The 18,587-nt window shown below is 39.5% G+C and carries 15 protein-coding genes and 1 pseudogene; 7 read left to right on the top strand and 9 right to left on the bottom strand.

Annotated features, from left to right (window positions below; all coding sequences use genetic code 11):
* Positions 1-35 precede the first annotated feature (35 nt).
* Positions 36-824, top strand: a complete 789-nt coding sequence (locus PLEUR7319_RS0114545) for a ParA family protein (RefSeq protein WP_019505961.1) — start codon at positions 36-38, stop codon at positions 822-824.
* A gap of 4 nt (positions 825-828) precedes the next feature.
* Positions 829-2,061, top strand: coding sequence for a hypothetical protein (locus PLEUR7319_RS0114540; RefSeq protein WP_019505960.1), 1,233 nt, complete (start codon positions 829-831; stop codon positions 2,059-2,061).
* A 118-nt stretch (positions 2,062-2,179) separates the two neighbouring features.
* Here PLEUR7319_RS0114540 and PLEUR7319_RS0114535 read toward each other — a convergent pair whose 3' ends face one another.
* The 6 genes from PLEUR7319_RS0114535 to PLEUR7319_RS0114510 form a co-directional block, all read right to left on the bottom strand.
* On the bottom strand, positions 2,180-2,905 hold the full coding sequence (locus PLEUR7319_RS0114535; protein WP_019505959.1) for a hypothetical protein: 726 nt from the start codon (positions 2,903-2,905) through the stop codon (positions 2,180-2,182).
* Positions 2,878-3,750, bottom strand: a complete 873-nt coding sequence (locus PLEUR7319_RS0114530; protein WP_019505958.1) for a hypothetical protein — start codon at positions 3,748-3,750, stop codon at positions 2,878-2,880. Before PLEUR7319_RS0114530 ends, PLEUR7319_RS0114535 begins: the two co-directional genes overlap by 28 nt.
* Positions 3,751-4,127: 377 nt before the next feature.
* Entirely contained in the window at positions 4,128-4,724 is a 597-nt protein-coding gene (locus PLEUR7319_RS0114525) for a hypothetical protein (RefSeq protein ID WP_019505957.1), read from the bottom strand.
* A 5-nt stretch (positions 4,725-4,729) separates the two neighbouring features.
* Complete coding sequence (locus PLEUR7319_RS0114520; protein WP_019505956.1) at positions 4,730-5,218, bottom strand: hypothetical protein; 489 nt, start codon at positions 5,216-5,218, stop codon at positions 4,730-4,732.
* Positions 5,202-5,687 (bottom strand): type II toxin-antitoxin system YhaV family toxin, encoded by a 486-nt coding sequence (locus PLEUR7319_RS0114515; RefSeq protein ID WP_019505955.1) that lies wholly within the window; start codon positions 5,685-5,687, stop codon positions 5,202-5,204. Before PLEUR7319_RS0114515 ends, PLEUR7319_RS0114520 begins: the two co-directional genes overlap by 17 nt.
* A complete protein-coding gene (locus tag PLEUR7319_RS0114510) occupies positions 5,677-6,009 on the bottom strand; it encodes a hypothetical protein (protein ID WP_019505954.1) in 333 nt (110 codons plus the stop codon). Before PLEUR7319_RS0114510 ends, PLEUR7319_RS0114515 begins: the two co-directional genes overlap by 11 nt.
* 289 nt (positions 6,010-6,298) lie before the next feature.
* Here PLEUR7319_RS0114510 and PLEUR7319_RS0114505 point away from each other — a divergent pair, with 289 nt between their 5' ends.
* The 5 genes from PLEUR7319_RS0114505 (at position 6,299) to PLEUR7319_RS35410 (ending at position 14,048) form a co-directional block, all read left to right on the top strand.
* On the top strand, positions 6,299-6,913 hold the full coding sequence (locus PLEUR7319_RS0114505; protein ID WP_019505953.1) for a hypothetical protein: 615 nt from the start codon (positions 6,299-6,301) through the stop codon (positions 6,911-6,913).
* The gene (locus PLEUR7319_RS0114500) at positions 6,913-7,539 is read left to right on the top strand and encodes an RES family NAD+ phosphorylase (RefSeq protein ID WP_019505952.1); all 627 of its coding nucleotides are present in this window, start codon (positions 6,913-6,915) and stop codon (positions 7,537-7,539) included. Before PLEUR7319_RS0114505 ends, PLEUR7319_RS0114500 begins: the two co-directional genes overlap by 1 nt.
* On the top strand, positions 7,536-8,621 hold the full coding sequence (locus PLEUR7319_RS0114495) for a tyrosine-type recombinase/integrase (protein WP_019505951.1): 1,086 nt from the start codon (positions 7,536-7,538) through the stop codon (positions 8,619-8,621). The genes PLEUR7319_RS0114500 and PLEUR7319_RS0114495 overlap by 4 nt, the downstream gene beginning before the upstream one ends.
* A 348-nt stretch (positions 8,622-8,969) precedes the next feature.
* Complete coding sequence (locus PLEUR7319_RS40095; protein WP_019505950.1) at positions 8,970-10,967, top strand: response regulator; 1,998 nt, start codon at positions 8,970-8,972, stop codon at positions 10,965-10,967.
* Positions 10,968-10,982: 15 nt separating this feature from the next.
* Positions 10,983-14,048 carry an efflux RND transporter permease subunit gene (locus tag PLEUR7319_RS35410; protein ID WP_019505949.1) on the top strand — a complete coding sequence of 1,022 codons (3,066 nt, stop codon included), beginning with the start codon at positions 10,983-10,985 and terminating at the stop codon, positions 14,046-14,048.
* Positions 14,049-14,272: 224 nt separating this feature from the next.
* On the opposite strand, the pseudogene PLEUR7319_RS35405 reads toward PLEUR7319_RS35410, so the two are convergent.
* The 3 genes and pseudogenes from PLEUR7319_RS35405 to PLEUR7319_RS0114470 form a co-directional block, all read right to left on the bottom strand.
* Positions 14,273-14,774 (bottom strand): annotated as a pseudogene (locus PLEUR7319_RS35405) (tyrosine-type recombinase/integrase).
* A 186-nt stretch (positions 14,775-14,960) separates the two neighbouring features.
* Positions 14,961-16,673 carry an IS1634 family transposase gene (locus tag PLEUR7319_RS0114475; RefSeq protein WP_019503630.1) on the bottom strand — a complete coding sequence of 571 codons (1,713 nt, stop codon included), beginning with the start codon at positions 16,671-16,673 and terminating at the stop codon, positions 14,961-14,963.
* 79 nt (positions 16,674-16,752) lie between these two features.
* The gene (locus tag PLEUR7319_RS0114470) at positions 16,753-18,381 is read right to left on the bottom strand and encodes a reverse transcriptase domain-containing protein (RefSeq protein ID WP_144054308.1); all 1,629 of its coding nucleotides are present in this window, start codon (positions 18,379-18,381) and stop codon (positions 16,753-16,755) included.
* Positions 18,382-18,587 lie beyond the last annotated feature (206 nt).

Raw genomic sequence — 18,587 nt, 5'->3', positions numbered from 1 at the left:
AGTAAATTTGTAAGCAGTGTTTTTTGAGACAATATATGACAGATCAAATTATTCTGGTTATGCTCTCGGAGGCGGGGGGAGTTGGTAAAACAACAATCGCTGTCAACGTAGCTTATGAATGGAGTTTACGAGGAAGATCGGTCACGATAATCGATCTTGATAACAATCATAGTTTAGATGCTTTTGTTGGGTTAAAACCAGAGCGAGATCTACGGCAAACGACCGCTATAATCTTCGATCGCGATTTTAATGGTTCATGGCCCTTAAAACCTATTTTCGGCTCTGAATTGATTTCAGTGTGCCAGGGATGTCGTGGACTTAAAGAAGTAGGAGAAAGCTTGGTTTTACGCAAAAGAAGAGAGTACACTCTCAATAAAATACTAAAAGCTTATCCTCTTGACTGTGAATTAATCATTCTTGATTGTCGAGCAGGATTCGATCTTTTAACTGAAAATGCCTTAGCAGCCAGTACAGACATTTTAATTCCCGTTGATATGGGAGTAAAAGCAAGAACGGTATCTTCTCTCGTTAATATTATCTGGCAAGAGTTTGAGGAATTAGAGTTGTCTCCATCGCCGAGAATGATGGGCTTAATTCCCAATCATTACAACAAAGATGCAGCTTTCCACGAAGATTTTATCGAAGCACTAACCAGAATCTCTCAGCAGCTAGAGATTAAGCTTTATCCACCACTGCGTACTTGGCAGTATCTCAACAATTCAGCTATTTTGGGTAAACCTTTGAAAATCATCAGATCGGGCGATCGCATGAATTCAATTTTTGCTGGTATAGTAGACGATTTAGAAAAAATTAAGGAGAACTAGTTTAATGGGTAGAAGACAATCTGTTGCTAATTTAATTGACGAGGATTTTGATTCGGCGCTCGCTGCTAAGAAGCGACACGACGTAATTCAAGACCTGAAGCAGCAGCTCGATCGGACTCAAAAAGAAGTTGAGAAAAGAGAAGAACTATTGATTCAGTTACGTTCTCAACTAGAACAAGGAAACGGCAAAGTATTAGTTTCAATTGAGAACATTACACCTAGCGATCAATGCCGTAAAACATTTACTGAAGCAGTAATTTTGAAAAGAGTTGAATCTTTAAAGCGAGAAGGACAGCTTGATTCGCTAATTTTGATTCCATCAACAGACAAAGCAAACCAGTATCAGCTTGAAGATGGAGAAGTGACTTGGAGAGCAGCTAAATATTTAGTAGAAGCTGGAAACGAAAAATGGAAAAGCTTGGAAGCGGTCATTTCTCCTCTTGTCGGTAATGAAAAAGAGATTCACCGCCGTACTCTACTACACCATCTCCATAGCGAAAGTTTGAATTCTCTAGATCGGGCTGAATCGCTTGTACGAGAACTTAATTGGAATGTAGATTTAGATATTTATGAAGATGAAGTAGAAGAAGGACAATCAAGATCTCAGGCAGCGGTTGCCAAGCTCAAAAAAATCCTCAGAAATCTTGACTATCAATTCCGCAAAAACGAAGCAGCAGATCGAACTTTGCAGTTAATCGAAAAAGCTACTAGAGAAGAACAGCAGAAAGCTTTAGAGAAACTAGAATTAAATCCCTTACAGATTGAAATAATTCTGATCCTACTTGATTTTCAAGTAGAACTACATTCATTTGTTGCTAATGACTTAGCAATGATTTCTCTGACGGAAGATCTAAAACAAGCCGTTCGTGAAAGAAATTTACCCTGCCACCAGGCAAAAGCATTGGGCAAACTTACCGCTAAAAAACTGGGTAAAGACGATGCTGCTGCTTTGGAAATAAGAACCCAAGCAGTCGAACGCGTTTTGAAAGAAGCTCTTAGCGTTAGAGATACCAGGAAATTTGTAACAGAGTTACTAGAAGAACACGGAACTAAGAAACTAAAAACTGAAACCAAGGAAAAAACTATCGATCGATATCAAGAAGTCAAACAGGGGCTGTCAAAACTTTCTGTTAAACAGTTAAAAGCCAATCATCTAAAATCTCTAAGAAAAGCAATGGAGAAGAAAATGCGTGAAATTGACTCTATTTTGGCAAAAGAAGAAGGTTCTACAAGCTGACGCTGTTATGCTTTTGAGATAATTAGACGTTTCTATATTCTCAATTACTATAACGTCATCGTAATTGAGAATATACCGCATATTAAATTTCTTAAATTACTTTTCATTTAGCTTAATTTCATTTAGTGGATTTTGTTACGTATTCCACTGCTTCTTCCACGGTCAAGTTATCCCGAATAGGAATGAGATCGGAGATTGGATAGCGAGAGCGATTAGAAATTCTGGCTCTTCGATTCTGGAGTTTTAGCTGCTCGACAACATTATCAAACTTTATCGATTTACCCTGAGTATAATCTTGGTTAAATGTACTGCCGATAAACTTCCACCAGGTGGATTCTATAGTTGATAGGCTAGCGATTAGAGGACAAATATTTCCCCAGCAAACTCTACCGTCGTTCATCACGTTGGGTAGAGGTGCATGATGTATTAATAGCTGAGAATTAAATCTTATCTTTTTAACCGCCCAGACATAATAGCTACTAGAAATTCCGACAAAGACAAAGCTCGGTAAGGGTACGTATAATTGCTCTGACTGTATTTGTAGACGATAACGCTGTTGAGGAAAGAAGCAGACAACCCAGTCTCCAAGCACGCTGCTACCATGACGAATAACGTTCTCAGGCAGCCATCCTGTGTCGGCAGGTTCATTGTCAAAAGCACGACGTAAAATGTCTGAGGTCAGGCTTTTATAGATATGCCTGTTACCGTCTAAGTAATGAAGAATATAATTGCGATCGACAAATAAAAGTTCGGCATCTAAATGGTTTAGATTTCTTGGTGCTTTGGAAATAATTTCTCTAAGGGTATCTCCAGATATTATCGGCGAGTCGTGCATTGATTCCATATTTTTACAATGTATTGAAAATTAGTAGTTAAATCGCTTTCTAGCCAGTCAATAAGAGAACCCACAATATTTAAGATCCTCTGAGCTTTTAGATACTCTTTGTGAAGGTAGTTAACATTTTCCATTGACCAATCCAAGGTTGTTCCTCCCATTCCTTGTGACCAACCTCCATCTTCATCAAGCCAAATATTGTTAGTATTTTGGTTTAGTAACTTTAACGCTATGGGTAGATAGCAAATAGGCGATCCTGCTTCAAAACATAAATGCCTAAGCTGGCGATAATTAACGTTGTTAGGATGAGCAATCTCATTCATCTCAGGCATAGATGAGAATTCTGCGTCAAACCACTCGCTGTAGCAATCTTCTCCGAGATGATTTTGCCAATGCTCTAAGTTTTCTCTACCAATATTGGACATAGGTAATAAAGCTTTGTCGGCGATCGCTAAGTCACAGTAAGACATTTCATAATCTTCTAGCTGTCCCATTCCTAGGGGGGTTACAAGAATTTGACTCGGCTCGATAAGGTACGTGTGTTCTTCCAAGAGGTAGTCCAAATAACCTAAAGGAAACAAATTATTGTTGATGAGCTGGAGAAATTCCAGTTCTCGCTCGGTATACTTCAGCCATTCTTCCTCTTCTTCCAAATTGGGATAAACTGAAGCTCTGCTTTGACTGTATTGCTGGGGAAAATAATAACTGTAAAGAAATAGCAATTGATATCTTAATGCTCTCTGTTCCAGATATTTGACAGCATCGCCAATTCCAGAAATGACAGAGCATTGACTCAGAACAGCGATCGCTTGTTCGACGGTATTAATTCTTGATATTTGAGTATTTACATTCATTCACATAAGCGATTTAAAAAGTTGTATCCGCTCTACTTGCGTTAGCCAAAGCGCGATCTTAAAAAAAGTAAAGATCTAATGAAGCGATCGATGTAGTCGTATTAGTATCGATAAGCTAGAACGCTAAAATAATTACCGTGTTGAGTTATCAATTAGACAAATATCTATATTCTTCTTGGCAAAAGGATACAAGATTCTACATCATTGAGCTATGCCAGGACTTGTGGGGAAATTGGCTGCTCAAAAAAACCTGGGGTTCAGCAGCGAAGAGAGATTTGGGTCGCTCTATTTCTACTGTTTGTCCCAATTATCAAATAGGGATAGAGCTTTACTGCAAAGCCGAAAAACGCCGTTTATCTAGAGGATATGATGTTATATCAGCTAGTTCTCGATCTGACCTCGATCGCAAATCCCTCATAAAAATCTCCTGACTGTAGCAGTTCAAAATCACCAAAAAGTAAAGAAATAAATACTTGAGCTATAGACAAAGCAGTTGCTTTGGAGATTTGAGGCAGAGTGTTGATTTCTATATTGGATTCAAGACATTTGGTTATTCGTTCGATCCAAGCATTGATATTTTCGTTATGAGCCAAAGATATGACTTGGGGTTCAATTAGATCGAGGTCAAATAAACCTACCGCTTCAGACGAGGTTAAAGATTGAATTTTAACTGATGTTTCCCGCTGGTACTTAGCTCTACTCTGAGGTTTGAGATATTTTTGTAAAAAGGAAGTGCTTATACTTTGTTGAGTCAGAGAAGCTAAAAATTGACAAAAGCTATTGTCTATAGGAGTATCCGTTAAATCTACATTATCTTGTTGAGCATTCTCTAAGGCTGCTTCTGCTTGCGCCAGAAGACAAACACTTCCCAGATAAAAAAGCTCACCCGTTCGCCGTAATTTAATTTCATCTTTTATGTGTGATGAATCAATTTTATTTACCTGTTGGATAATGGCGCTAAAGGAGTAATCCATTCTTCTTAGTTTAAAATTTTATCGGTAAATACTTTGCTTTTACATTCAGGACAGTCAGCAGGATTTAGCCAGTAAATTAGACCATAACAATCGATCCCATACTCTGTTGACAAATGATCTAAGAGATTTCGGATGTAAGCTTCAAGCTCTGGCTGTCTGAGTCCTTGGGTATGTTGCGGTAGCATTTGATGGGAGAGTTTATTACCTTGGTATATTTTAAGGGCGATCGCATGAACAAATTGGTTCTCTTTGCCGTAAATTTCTAGTTCTGCTCTATATGCTTCGGGTAGTATTGGTTCTATCGTAGTGATGCCCTTTTTCTTAGCAGCATTTTGACGACGTTTAGCGTTTACCTTACCAGAATTTCTCAGACGGTTACGTTTGATACGACAATTATGCCCGACATAACATTCTGGATGCTTTTCTTTAGCCTCGTCCTCTGTGCGGTAATTCTTGGCACAATAGAGACATACTGGATTAGCTTTCCTGCCCATTATCCGAATCAATAAGATCTTTTAGTGATAGGGGGAACTGCCCTTTTTTAACCATCTTGGCAAAAATACGATAGCAGTCTTTCTTGTCTCCTTCTTTGCGGGGAAAACCCAACCACAAAATAATAATTACCTTTTGTTGTGGAAATACTTTGAAGAAAAGTCGGTAGCGATGCCTGGAGGCATCCGCCAGCGAAGCTGTCGAATCGGCAAAGCCGATTGGCAGCCCCATCTTTTTCAAACGACTGTATTTATCCAAAGGCTTCCTCAGAGCAAAGTATGAAGCTAAGGGATCATGCGGAATTTTTTCCTCAATCCCGACGGTAAGAGCTTTGAATAGCTCAACTTGCGGATGTTTAACAAAGTCGTCAGTTGGCAAGCGTGAATGTAAAGACTTGACCTGATGAAGCAATTGCTGCCATTGGTCGTTAAATAATGGATGAAACAAGATAGTCCACCCATTAATCTTCATCGATTTCTACCCCAGCTAACAATTCGTTTGCCTCCTGACTCATTTGATTCGTATAGGGAATAAGAGATTCAGGTTCTTCAACGGCAGACTTCATTAGAAAGTCTAGAAATAAACTCATCATCACATCGTCATCATCTTCTTTGACCTTTTCAACAGGATCTAAACGAACTAACAACGTATTTTCATCTAAAACTTCAAGATGACCGCTAGCATCAACTAGTTCGGGATGATCTTTGGAGAAAGCGCGAGGTAAGCGATATCCATTCTGATTGCCAATCTTGGCTGGAGAAACTGGGTAATTATTGTTTGAGTTGTTAGGCATCAGATCGAAGTGACTTTAGCAATGTTATTACAATTTATTATAACATTTTTAAAAACGAATTCTGTAGTGTTTTGAATAATAGCGTATCTTTTACGTATCAAATGCTAATTGTAAAATTTATAAATGCTTAAAAAGCTTGTGAATTATTATTTATATTAATTTATTGTCAATTTCTAGTTCTGATTAGAGTAATTATCAGAAGTAAAACTATATCTCTTAGGTATTAAATAAAATAAAACTATATCTCTTAGGTAAGTTACAATAAAGCTAGGTAATTTAGTAACTAAACATGAAAAATACTGTTATTCACTCGATTGAGATACCCAAAGACAGAGATAAAGTAGCAAAAACTTTGCTGCATCATGTAGCAACTTCCTTAACTGAAGCAAGTACAGAACATCTGGAGCAAATAGCCGAATCCCTCAAACCAAAAGTAATCGACCCAGCCAAAAAAGCTTTGGCGAAAAAGATTGCAGGTGATGACTACAGTGAAGGTAATTTAGCTGTACTGGAGTTGGCTAATTTAGAACGGTATTATCAACGTCGTCGCGAACTACTAGCCCGAAGTATTACGACGCCAGAAGTAGCAAAACTGATTGGCTGTCAGGCAATTACCACCGTACACGATCGCCGTAAGGCAGGTACGCTATTGGGATTAAAGGATAATGGTGTTTATAGATTTCCCTTGTGGCAGTTCGATCCAGAAGGAGATGATGGGGTAATCGATCGCTTGCCCGAACTGATAAAAACCTTACAAATATGCGATTTTGCCAAACTCAATTGGTTCAGTAAACCATTAAGAGCTTTTGAAAATCGTACTCCCTTTGAGATACTAAAAAGTGGTAATGATAGGGGTATTGAAGATTTGCTAGTCGAAGCGAGAGGAGTGGGTGTCGCTCAGTAATGGTAGAGATTCGCTATCCACCACCAACCCGTAATATTAGTCCTCAATGGTTTGAATTAAAACCTGGAACGACAATTCAAAGAATATTTGACCCTACAAGTTATGGAGCTACCGCCACGGGGTTTAGATATTATGGTCCATTGAGTAGGTTTGACCATCAAAAGGGTAAACAACCCAAGATAGATAATGAACGGGGGATTATTTATGCAGGATTTAACTTATCCTGCTGCTTAATTGAGGTGTTTGGCGATGATGAAGCAATTAAAATACAAAAACAGCAGATTGCTTTTATTACTTTAAAACAAAGTCTTAGATTACTCGATCTAAGAGATTCTGGTGCCTGGAATGCTGGTTCGGTAGTCGCAATGGCAAGTGATGGAAGAAGGAAACTAACTCAAGCCTGGAGTCGTTATTTCTATGAAAATTCCGATTTATATGGAAATATTGAGGGACTGATTTTTAACAATGCTCATGACGGTAAGCCCGCAATAGCTTTGTACGAACGAGCAGCTTCTAAATTGTTATCCGCTGATGTCTCTGTCTTAGATCTTAATGAGCCAACGATTAGAGAAACTGTACTCGCGATCGCTACTAAATTAAATTTGTTAGTTGAAATCGAACTATGAAAATTGACATTATTTCTGTAGAAGAAAGTAAAACTACAAATACAGTAGAAACAAAGATTGAATCGATAAAGAGTGCGACAGCTGTCCCCAAAACAGAAACCATTAAGGAAACCACTAACCTAGAAGATATTTTTGCCCGATTCCTCCAGATGGAAGTAGGAGATGGTGCAGCTTCCGTCGATACTATTCGCAACTATTTATCCCAAACCAAACAGTATTTGCAGTGGTGCCGAGATAATTTACTCTCGCCTACCGAGGCAGAACCAGAAGACATCAAGCTTTACCGACAACATTTAGTTAGCTCTGGATACGCTAATTCTACGATCGCCACCAAACTGAATATTGTCAGAATATTCTACAATGCTGCGATAGCTCATGGATTAATCGAACACAATCCCGCACTCAAAGTTAAAGCTCCCAAAGACAGAAAAGATCCTGCTGCTCGGATTACCTTTATGGAAGCAGAGGAGTTAAAGTTTTTACTCGACTATATTCAATCTCAATTAGATCGGGCTAAGACAAATAAAGAAAAACTGAGCCTGCTGCGCGATCGCCTTTTAATTGGCATCATGAGTTTAGAAGGATGCAGAACGGTAGAAATGCACCAACTAAAAGTAGCAGATATTGTCAGGCAGGGCATTAAGACTGGTTTACAGGTATCGGCAAAACGGGCTAGCAGGATCGTTCCTCTAACTGAAAATTTGACAGTCCAGCTAAATGATTATCTTCAGATGAGGAGAAAAGTTCTAAGAAGGAAAATTAAACCTACAGATTTTGTTTTTGTCTCACTTAGTAACAACAACAAAGGAGGTCAATTATCTAGACGCAGCATTAGGGAGATATGCGATCGCGCTCTGGTTGAATGTAACTTGAAACATACTCCTGGTAGAACACTTACAGCACATAGCTTACGTCATACTGCTGGTACGCTGGCATTGAGAACTGGTGCGGATTTAAGACAGGTACAAGATTTGCTGGGTCATGCCGATCCCAGGACTACCTCGATTTATGCTCACGTAGGCGATCGCTGGGAGCATAACCCTGGTGCTAGTATTGAAGAGAAGCTCGATCTATCGTCATAATTGACTTTTTAGTTTGAGAGAGATAATGGTAATTATCTTAGTTTAAAAAGACCAAGCAACTTGTACTATTTGATTTTTCTCTAAAATTGCTTACAATTAGGAGTTAGAATTGGAAACTAATCTAAGAATAGCTATTCTTAGATGTGTCGTTGGTGAATTAAGTTACACCACAAGAGTACAACATGATGTCTTGATTTTGAGATGTTCGGTGAAATTTTCAAAGCTCAAAGCTAAGAACAGAAACATCTTATACGTTATATACAAGATCGCTAACGCCCCCAACATTTTTCTCTTTAATAGCCAAATAGAAAACGGACATAATTTTGTCAGCTAAATAGAAATATTTTTATGATTCGCATCTTGCTAGTAGACGATCAGAACATCGTAAGGCAAAGAGTTCAGACATTGCTTGAACCCAGACCGAAGCTACAAGTAGTAGGTACTGCCGAAGATGGTAACAGCGCAATAAAACAAGTGGGTACTCTCATGCCCGATATTGTGTTGATGGATATTGAAATGCCAGTCATGAATGGAATAACTGCCACTCAAAAAATTTGTCAGCAGTTTCCGAAAACTAAAGTGCTCATTCTTAGCAGCCGCGAAAACAAGGAACATGTAATACAAGCTTTGCAAGCAGGAGCAGAAGGCTATTTACTCAAAAAAACCCTTGCTGAAGAGTTAGTGCAGGCAATTTTGTCAGTAAATCGAGGTTACTCGCAGATAGAATCAAAACTACTTAAAAAAGTTGTAGCTGGACTTTCCTCTTCTGATTTCGTCACCTTATCCGAGCAAAATGGGTTTATTTCAGTTAATAAACAAGTATCAAACCTCGAAACAAGTACTAATGGTAAGCAAAGATTTACTTCTAATAATCTAACTGAAGTACCAGGCTTCGATAACAAGTCTTTACAAAAAAATACAGAGAATATACAAGAGATTAAGAATAAACTGCCACTTAAGATAAATAAAACTGATAGCTCAAAACTAGTTTTAAAACCGCTTATATCAGAGGCAGAAAAACTGAAGCTAAAAAATTCAAGGCAAAAAGACGAAACATCTTTTAAAAATTGTAAAATCTGGCTTAATAATCAGTTGTCAATTATTCCTATCTTATTAATAACAACAATGATTCTAATTTCCTTTTTTTATCACTCTGGTACTCAGTTTGCTTCTGCTCCAGCTCAACAAAAAAAAACAAATATTATTCCTGTCAAGACTAAAAAAATAGAGCCAGTTAAATCTTATAAAACTTCTCAAACCTACACAGGAGAGGTAACAGCATCAAGAACTAGCGAGGTGGGTTTTGAGCGTGGAGGTAAATTAGTTGAAATATTTGTTGAAGAAGGCGATCTCGTCTCAGCATATACTCCTTTAGCAAAACTAGATACCGCTAACTTAGAAGCACAACGTCAGGGATTAATCGCCCAAAAAGAGCAGGAAGAAGCGGTTCTTGCAGAACTTAAAAATGGTGTGAGAACAGAAGAAATAACAGCATCCCAGGCTCAAGTAGAAGGCTTGAAACAGCAGCTAGAATTAGAAAAATTAAAAAATTCTCGTCGAGAATATCTATATAATGAAGGTGCAATTTCTCGCGAACAGTTAGACGAAATTGCTTTTAATCGTAAAGCTTTAAATGAACGTTTAGCTAATGCCAAAAGCAATTTAGACAAGTTACAAAACGGCATCAGAGTCGAAAAAATAAGCGCGCAACAAGCAGCCGTAAATCAGCTTATCGCCGAGATTAAAGATTTAGATATTACCATTGATAAAAGTATTCTCAAATCCCCTTTTAGGGGCATAGTTTCTACCCGTAATTTAGATGAAGGAACGGTTGTCAAAGCGAGTACATCTATTTTGCGGTTAGTCGAAGATACTCAACCCAAGGTCAAAATCGGCGTTCCAATCGATGTAGCTAACCGAATGCAGTTGGGTGGTAAGCAGCAGGTAACAATAGGCGGTAAAAATTATAGTACTGTAGTTGATTCTGTTTTACCAGAGGTAAATACCGCAACTCGTACTCGTACTATAGTTTTGAAGCTTGCAACTACAGCAGCTACTCAAATATCGCCCAAACAAATTGCTCGATTAGCTATTATCCAGACCAATAATACCGATGGTTATTGGTTACCTATTAATGCTTTAGCTAGAAGCGATCGCGGTTTATGGTCTTGTTACGCCCTGGTAGAGTCGTCAGAGGTCAATAATAAAGCGGAACGCAGATATGTAGAGATATTAGAAACACAAGAGAATCGCGTTTTTGTCAGGGGAACACTTCGACCAGGGGATGAAATCATTACAGATGGTACACATCGTTTAGTCCCTGGTCAATTAGTAACTAGTCAGTAGAAAATAAACTTTGCTATGTCTACCTTGTTCTATCGTAATAGTCGTTTACTGATCTCAACCATTGTTCTAATTTTTGTTTGGGGTATTTCTTCTTATTTTGCTTTACCTAAATTAGAAGATCCAGAATTGCTGTCTCGCACTGCTTTCGTTAAGACTTTTCTGCCTGGTGCTAGGGCAGCTAGGATTGAATCACTAATCACAGACAAAATTGAAGATAAATTTACAGAAATAGAAGAAATAAAAAAGTATAGTTCAACTTCTAGTTCTGGTGGTTCGATTATTCTTCTGTATCTAAAGGATAGCGTACAGAAAGAAGAGTTGGAAGATGTTTGGTCTCGGATACAAAATAAGATTGATGAGGTTAAGTCAGAGTTGCCTGCAGGTGCTAGCGAACCAGAATTAGAAAAGCTTAAGGTTAAAGCTTATGCTTTAATTATAGCTTTGACATGGCAAGATAAACATCCAAACTATGGAATTTTAAATCGTCAAGGGGAAGTTTTAAAAGATCGTATTCAAGCTATTCTAGGAACAGAAGAAGTAAAATTATTTGGCGATCAAGACGAAGAAATTCTCATAGAAATTAATCCTACTACGATTGCTAGTTACAATCTAACCGCAGCCGATATTTCCCAGCAGATTCAACAAAGCGATTCTAAAGCATCGGCTGGACAACTACACAATAGTAATAGTGATTTATCAATTGAAGTAGCTGGAGAATTAGATACCCTTAATCGAGTACAGAATATTCCAATTAGCTTTGGTAGCCAGGGACAATTTGTTCGCATACAAGATATTGCAACAGTAACTAAAGGTGTTACTTCTCCAGCTAATGAACTGTCTATTATTAGCGATCGCCCTGGAGTAACTCTTGCTGTTCATGTAGAGTCGGCAACTAAACTAAATATCTGGGCAAAAAATGCTGAAAAAGTTTTAAAGGAATATCGTTCAGAACTTCCTAGTACAATTGAATTAAAAACCGTTTTTGCTCAAAACCGTTACGTCGAAGATAGAATAAATAGTTTAATTCTTAATTTAGTTTTAGGTGGTGGTTTAGTCTTTCTAGTCACGCTGATAATGATGGGATGGCGATCGGCAATCATAGTTGGTACTTCTTTACCCCTATCAATCTTGATGGTGTTTGGCTGGATGAATATAATGAAAATTCCCCTACACCAGATGTCAGTTATGGGATTGATAGTAGCATTGGGAATCTTAATTGATAATGGAATTATAATGGTCGATAAGGTAACTAACCATCTCAAAAATGGCTTTAAACCCATCGATGCCATCAACAATAGTTTAAATCATTTAGCTGTTCCCTTATTAAGTTCAACCATTACTACTATCCTTTCTTTTCTACCAATTGCCTTATTACCAGGAGAGACTGGAGAATTTATAGGAACGATTGCCGTCAGCGTTATTTTAGCGGTATCTTCCTCTTTATTTCTAGCATTGGCAATCATTCCAGCCTTGACAGCAAAATTGACCACGGTAAACGGCTATTCACCCTTAGAAAAATCGTGGTGGCAAACAGGTATATCTGTCCAGCTACTAACAAGATGGTATAGAAAAACCTTGAAATGGGCTGTTGATCGACCAGTACTAGGTATTTGCCTAGCTTTACTGCTTCCTGTGATTGGCTTTATCCAAGTAAGTCATCTACCACTACAGTTTTTCCCCGCAGCAGATCGCGATCAGTTACAGATTCAATTAGAGTTACCCGCAGCAACTTCGATTGCCAAAACTCAAGCTGTTACCAAACAAATACGCGATCACCTGTTAACTTACGAAAACGTAACTGATGTTCACTGGTTTATTGGCAGAAGTGCGCCAAAATTTTATTACAATGTGGGGGGAGGTAGACAACAAGAAGCTAATTATGCTCAGGCTATAATTCAACTGAATTTAATTGCCTCTAATTCTCTAGTTAAGGAATTGCAGGGCGAATTAGATCGGGTTTTTCCCTCTGCTCGCATTTTGGTTCAACAACTAAAACAAGGACCCTTTTTTAATGCGCCAGTGGAAATGAGAATCTTTGGTTCGGACTTGGATACGCTACAACAATTAGGAGAAAAGGCAAGAAGTTTATTAATTGAGTTAAGTGAGATAACTCATACCCGCGCCAGTTTAGCTGAAATTAGACCTCAGTTAGAAATACAGGTAAATGAAGAAGAAGTTCGTTTGGCTGGTTTGAACCGTGATGAGATCGCTCAACAGTTAGATTCTACTTTAGAAGGTGCCACAGGTGGATCTATTTTGGAATCTACCGAAGAATTACCCGTCCGAGTTAGATTATCCGCAGCAGATCGCGCTGGATTAAATAATATTGCCTCGTTAAATTTATTACCCGCTCAAGATGGTTCGAATAATGTAGTTGAGAACGTTCCTCTATCGTCTTTGAGTAAAATAACTCTTAAACCAGAACTGGCAAAGATTACTCGCTATAACGGACAAAGAGTTAACACGGTGCAAGGCTTTTTAACCGCTGGAACTTTACCCGATGAGGCATTAACCGATTTTAAGCATAAATTAACTGAAACCAAATGGCAGCTTCCCAATGGCTACAGCTATGAGTTTGGCGGAGAAGCAGAACAAAAAGATGATGCTCTTGGGGGTTTAGTTTCCATTGTAGGAGTTCTTACTGTCTTGATGGTGGCAACTTTAGTTCTATCTTTAGATTCTTTTCGTTTGGCTGGTGTTATCGGCGTAGTGGCGATTGCCTCTTGTGGTCTGGGTTTATTCTCTATCTGGCTGTTTGGCTATCCTTTTGGCTTTAATCCAATTATCGGTACAGTAGGCTTGATCGGAGTAGGGATTAATGATTCCATTGTGGTATTAGCTGCTATTCAGCAGAATCCTGTATCCAGAACAGGCAACAAACCAGCCATCAGAGAAGTAGTATTACATTCAACTCGCCATGTAATTGCCACTACCTTAACTACTGCCATTGGGTTTGTACCTCTATTATTAGGCGGTGGTGAATTTTGGCCACCTTTGGCAGTTGCGATTGCAGGCGGAGTTATGGGAGCGACTCTGTTGGCACTATATTTAATTCCCGCAGCATATTTAATCATAAAATAGCCAGCAAAACTGCGATCACTTGTCTTACAATCAATCCAACCAAAAATCTTAAAATCGTTTAGAAGAAAATTCCGTATACACGAAAATAGAAGGTTCGTGTCACCAGACACAACCTCGCCCTGAAACTATTACAGTGTCTGACTCACAGCCTATGATGGAAAGCGAAAAAAAGCGGGGGAGATAAAGATCGCGACAAATTTTCCACGGGCGATCGCGCTTTACAATCAATCCAGCCAAAAATCTTGAAATCGTTTAGAAGACAATTCCGTATAACGGACAGTATGCTGAATATTTCGATGACCAAGATATGCCTGGATAGCCCTGGTATCATGCCCTCTGCTCGCCAAATAAAATCCACAAGCATGGCGTAGCATATGGGGATGAACGCTTCTTCGATAATTCCGCCATCTTACCCGCACGTTGGATAATTCCTCTCGCAGTCGCAGCAGCCATTACCGCACCTCTCTCTGTTACAAACAAATAATTTGAGTTAGGATATTTTCTTTGTAATTGTCGCAAAGCTCTAAGTTCAATACCCCGAAGAGGATGAGTCGAACTGACACCATTCTTCAGTCGGTTGATGTAAATCGTACCAGCAGTAAAATCAATCTGCTCCCACCTTAAAGCTACCAACTCCGATACTCTCAAGCCATGACGATACGCCATCAAAATCAGAGTTGAATCTCTCAATCCATGTCTGCCTACTTTCAATGCAGCAGCAATCATCGCGTTCACTTCAGTCGGAAACAGATGTTCGCTTCGGACGTTTATCTTGATTGGGAATTTTAGGTGGAGGAGCAGTGCATGGCATTTTCTTCACCAACTTGTTACTCACGGTTCGCTTAAATAAAATGCATTGAATCAAATAAAGAGGATAGAATCAAGTCACAGCAATTATTTGCTGGATTGGAGTCAATCAGGAACTAGCTGGGGAAGAATGTAAATCGATTCAGGAATCTTCATCAGATTTAAAATCTGTCTTTGAAGAGAATTAAGAGAACTAATTTCAGTAGAGCCATCAGGATAAAGATACAAAGTTAGATCGCCAAAAGCAGCTAGCAATTGTTCAGCAGTGGGACGAAAAGTAGTGCGCTTGGGATTGCCTGAATAAAGTCCAGGAAGTGATTGCTTTGTCACCGCTAGTTGGCGACGAACCACAAATTCCATCAAGGTAAACAGAGTCAGGGCGATCGTTAGTAAAAACATCAGCCCTCGAATCCGTTCTTCATCTTGAAAATAGATGGGTAAAGCGGGAAGACGACCTCGTTTAAAACGATGAAAACCTCTTTCAGGTTGCCATTGCTCCCGATAAGAGTTAACAGCTTGCTCAAGAGAAAGACGCTGTGAATTAGCATTAGTTACATACAATCTCCAACCAGCGATGGATTGTTGATGGGTGATAGCGGTCTCACAACGTTGATAAGTCAAGGAAAGAGTAGTTTGACGAACACGACGAGAGGGACGATTCTTACTTCCTCGACCAGCACCTTGATAAACTTTTTGATAGCCAATTTTCTTCTCAATCGCAGTTAAGATCTGCCCCGTAACTCGATAACGTTTCAGAATAGTCTCCACTTTGGTTTGTAGAGCTACCTCATCTTGTGGTGGTTTTTTAGCGAGTTTTTCTAGGGCAAGTTCCGCTTTACTCAGACGAGCTGACAAGCTTTTAAGTTGACGCTGTTGTAAAGCATAAGAACAAACCACTAACCATCGTTCTGACCAACGATGCCACTTTTGATGTTCTTTTTCATACCAGAGACTGCCCAACGGAACTTCAAAACCCTTACCAATGGGAGATTCTGACTCGGCTTCGGAGTTGAGACAAATTTCTTGCACTGCTGTTGGTGGATTAGCCACCCATTGCGATAACAGTTTGGGACGAGGCTGATGCATCGCTAGCGGAAAACAGTAAATTCCTCCTTGTTGATTAATTTTCCCCCGATTATTCCAAGTAGAGCCTTTAGAATCGGCGAGAAACAAGAAATCTTTGTGACCAATAATCTCCACCAATTGTTGCCATGTTGGTAGATAATGAGATTCATCTGTTCCATTTCCTGATAATGTAGCTCCCAATAGAGGCATTCCCATGGGGTCGAGAGTAGCTAACATTTGACGATATTGAACCAAATCAGGGCGGCGGTCTTTACTATAACCAAAATTCAGCAAGTTAGTTCCTTCTGTTTCTTTTGTGGGCTGATGATAGACACTAAAACTTGTGGTATCGCTTCTGGCTTTGTCCGTTGGTAATTCATAAGCTCGTATTGTGCTTTGTCCCAATTGAATTGCTACTTTCTCTCGCCCTTGATTTTCCGATGAACCGATGACACTTAATAAGTCAGCTAGTCGGTCATCTGTGGCATCTTTGCCCCCAATGTTCCATCCTGTTGCTATTTCTAAGGTTTGCCGATGTTTTTCTACCCATGGTTCTACGGCACATAATCGATGGTCTGATTGGCTCACTACATAACTTAGAAATAGGACTGATAATTGACCGTAGCTTAATCCTTTTCGATTCCCATGAGGAACAGGTAGCTCTCGATCAATTATTGATGCTATTTCCATTTGCTTTAGCCAATGAATAATTAGAGGAAGATCATCTGCTCTTTCTGAGTTAGTTCCTTTCAAGACGGGTTGGTCTCTCTATTCTTTCAACTTCTTTCTCAGCATACAGTTGAGCTGTTTTATTTTTCTAGCCATCTTTGATTTAAGCGAACCGTGAGTTGTTAGAGTCGAGGGAGACTATTACGTCTCGCCCCTCTCTGTGAAATCTGGGCGTGCAAGTTTCCCCGCACCCAGCTTCCGAAACTCTTAGCTGTCGCTTTTTGCTCATGTGTTGATAATCGTGACAGGACTCATGTATTGCTACTAAATTGTCCCACTTCCAGTTATCGTGGTTTCCGTCTACGTGGTGTAGATGAACCCTTTCCTCACTCGTGAAATTTAATCCACAAGCAGCACATGAATGGTTCTGCTGTTTTAAAGCAGAAGAGGTATAGTTGTCATAGAGCTTACTGTTACGCTTACTCCAGTAGACTAAATCCCCGTCATATGGTGATTTGTCTCCTTTGACGTTTACAAATTTGTTTTCGGAGCTGGGAACTGCTGGGAATGCTTGATTGACGAGTTCTCTCGCTGAGTGGCGATTCTGTTTTTGTTCCTTATTGAATACCTTGAACGCTCTGTTATTGATGAACCACAGACTATTTCTAGAGCCGTCCATTTTACAGAAGCGGTGGTAATTCCTCCATCCTCTAACGATAGGGGCTAATTTCTTAGCTTTCACTATCGCACCATAGTTAGAGCTATTGATGATGACTTTAATCTTCTTACGAAAAGCTTTATAGTTCTCCTCTGAGGGATAGCTTCTGAATTTTCCGTTTTTCTGGACTAGGAAGTGCCAGCCCAGGAAGTCAAATCCATCTGTCGCAGCCGTTATCTTAGTCTTCCTTTCGCTAATTTCCATTCCTCGTTCGGCTAGAAATTCCTTGATTTCGTCGAGTATCTGTGTTGCATTATCTTTAGGTTTGAGAAGAAACACCATATCGTCGGCATACCGTATTGATTTGTGTATATCTTCAATCCCGTTCAGTGCAATGTTGGCAAGCAGTGGGCTAACCACTCCACCTTGGCAAGTCCCTTGTTCGGGGAATTTTGGATTAACCCCAGCCTTTAGGCATCGAAAAATACCTAGTTTTATCGCTTTGGGAGCAATGAGCCGTTTCATGATGGAGGTGTGGCTTATTCTATCGAAGCATTTGGATATATCGAGTTCTATAACTCGTTTTTGATGTCCTTTACTTTGAGAGTTTAGATTATGAAACAGTTTTTTCTGTGCATCGTGTGCGCTTCGTCCTGTTCTGAACCCATAACTCTGCGCGTGGAACGTTGCTTCATGTGCTGGCTCTAGAGCAAACTTAGCAAGACATTGCCAGGCTCTATCGCTGATGGTGGGTACTTTAAGTATCCTTTTCGTGCCGTCCTTCTTGGGGATTGGAATAGAACATAATCCTTGGTGTTTCCAGTTGGAAGCTTCGGTTTTTAACTTTTGTTCTAGTTCAAATCTATCCTTGAAATCTAAAGCTAACTTTCCATCGATACCAGCAGTTTTCTTGCCGTTATTCAACTGAGTTACTTGACGTATTGCCAGAAATCTAGCTGCGCGGGAGCGCAAAATTAGTTTCTGTAATGACTGAGCTTTAGCTGTATCTCCTTCTCTAACTGCTTTGTACGTGCGCTTCTGTAGACAGAATAAATCTTTACGGAATTGCTTCCAGGGTAGATTCATCCAAGATTCACTATTGAAGTTTTCAATGTGTCCAATCGTGTTCTGCATTAGTTTACGTATTCTGAGTTCCTTTCGGCAATTACGCTTCATCCTAGCCACCGTCTGGTTTTCCGCTACTCGTCTAGCCTATCTGGGTTTTGACTACCCCCAGAACCTGATATCGGTGTTTTTATTCGTTCCGTCCGTAAGATTGACTGACATTTTAGGGCGGTTCAATTTGCCTACTATCTTCTCGGAGAAGCAGCTATTATGAG

The sequence above is a fragment of the Pleurocapsa sp. PCC 7319 genome (assembly GCF_000332195.1).
Lineage (GTDB): Bacteria > Cyanobacteriota > Cyanobacteriia > Cyanobacteriales > Xenococcaceae > Waterburya.
The sequence above is the reverse complement of the archived record's forward strand: the minus strand, read 5'-3'. Positions and strand labels throughout refer to the sequence as shown.

Excerpts from the sequence above, each read along its gene's own strand:
- PLEUR7319_RS0114535 (WP_019505959.1), bottom strand. The coding sequence starts at position 2,905 with ATGGAATCAATGCACGACTCGCCGATAATATCTGGAGATACCCTTAGA.
- PLEUR7319_RS0114495 (WP_019505951.1), top strand. The coding sequence starts at position 7,536 with ATGAAAATTGACATTATTTCTGTAGAAGAAAGTAAAACTACAAATACA.
- PLEUR7319_RS0114545 (WP_019505961.1), top strand. The coding sequence starts at position 36 with ATGACAGATCAAATTATTCTGGTTATGCTCTCGGAGGCGGGGGGAGTT.
- PLEUR7319_RS0114510 (WP_019505954.1), bottom strand. The coding sequence starts at position 6,009 with ATGCCTAACAACTCAAACAATAATTACCCAGTTTCTCCAGCCAAGATT.
- PLEUR7319_RS0114520 (WP_019505956.1), bottom strand. The coding sequence starts at position 5,218 with ATGGGCAGGAAAGCTAATCCAGTATGTCTCTATTGTGCCAAGAATTAC.
- PLEUR7319_RS0114530 (WP_019505958.1), bottom strand. The coding sequence starts at position 3,750 with ATGAATGTAAATACTCAAATATCAAGAATTAATACCGTCGAACAAGCG.
- PLEUR7319_RS0114540 (WP_019505960.1), top strand. The coding sequence starts at position 829 with ATGGGTAGAAGACAATCTGTTGCTAATTTAATTGACGAGGATTTTGAT.
- PLEUR7319_RS0114525 (WP_019505957.1), bottom strand. The coding sequence starts at position 4,724 with ATGGATTACTCCTTTAGCGCCATTATCCAACAGGTAAATAAAATTGAT.
- PLEUR7319_RS0114505 (WP_019505953.1), top strand. The coding sequence starts at position 6,299 with ATGAAAAATACTGTTATTCACTCGATTGAGATACCCAAAGACAGAGAT.
- PLEUR7319_RS40095 (WP_019505950.1), top strand. The coding sequence starts at position 8,970 with ATGATTCGCATCTTGCTAGTAGACGATCAGAACATCGTAAGGCAAAGA.
- PLEUR7319_RS0114470 (WP_144054308.1), bottom strand. The coding sequence starts at position 18,381 with ATGCAGAACACGATTGGACACATTGAAAACTTCAATAGTGAATCTTGG.
- PLEUR7319_RS0114500 (WP_019505952.1), top strand. The coding sequence starts at position 6,913 with ATGGTAGAGATTCGCTATCCACCACCAACCCGTAATATTAGTCCTCAA.
- PLEUR7319_RS35410 (WP_019505949.1), top strand. The coding sequence starts at position 10,983 with ATGTCTACCTTGTTCTATCGTAATAGTCGTTTACTGATCTCAACCATT.
- PLEUR7319_RS0114515 (WP_019505955.1), bottom strand. The coding sequence starts at position 5,687 with ATGAAGATTAATGGGTGGACTATCTTGTTTCATCCATTATTTAACGAC.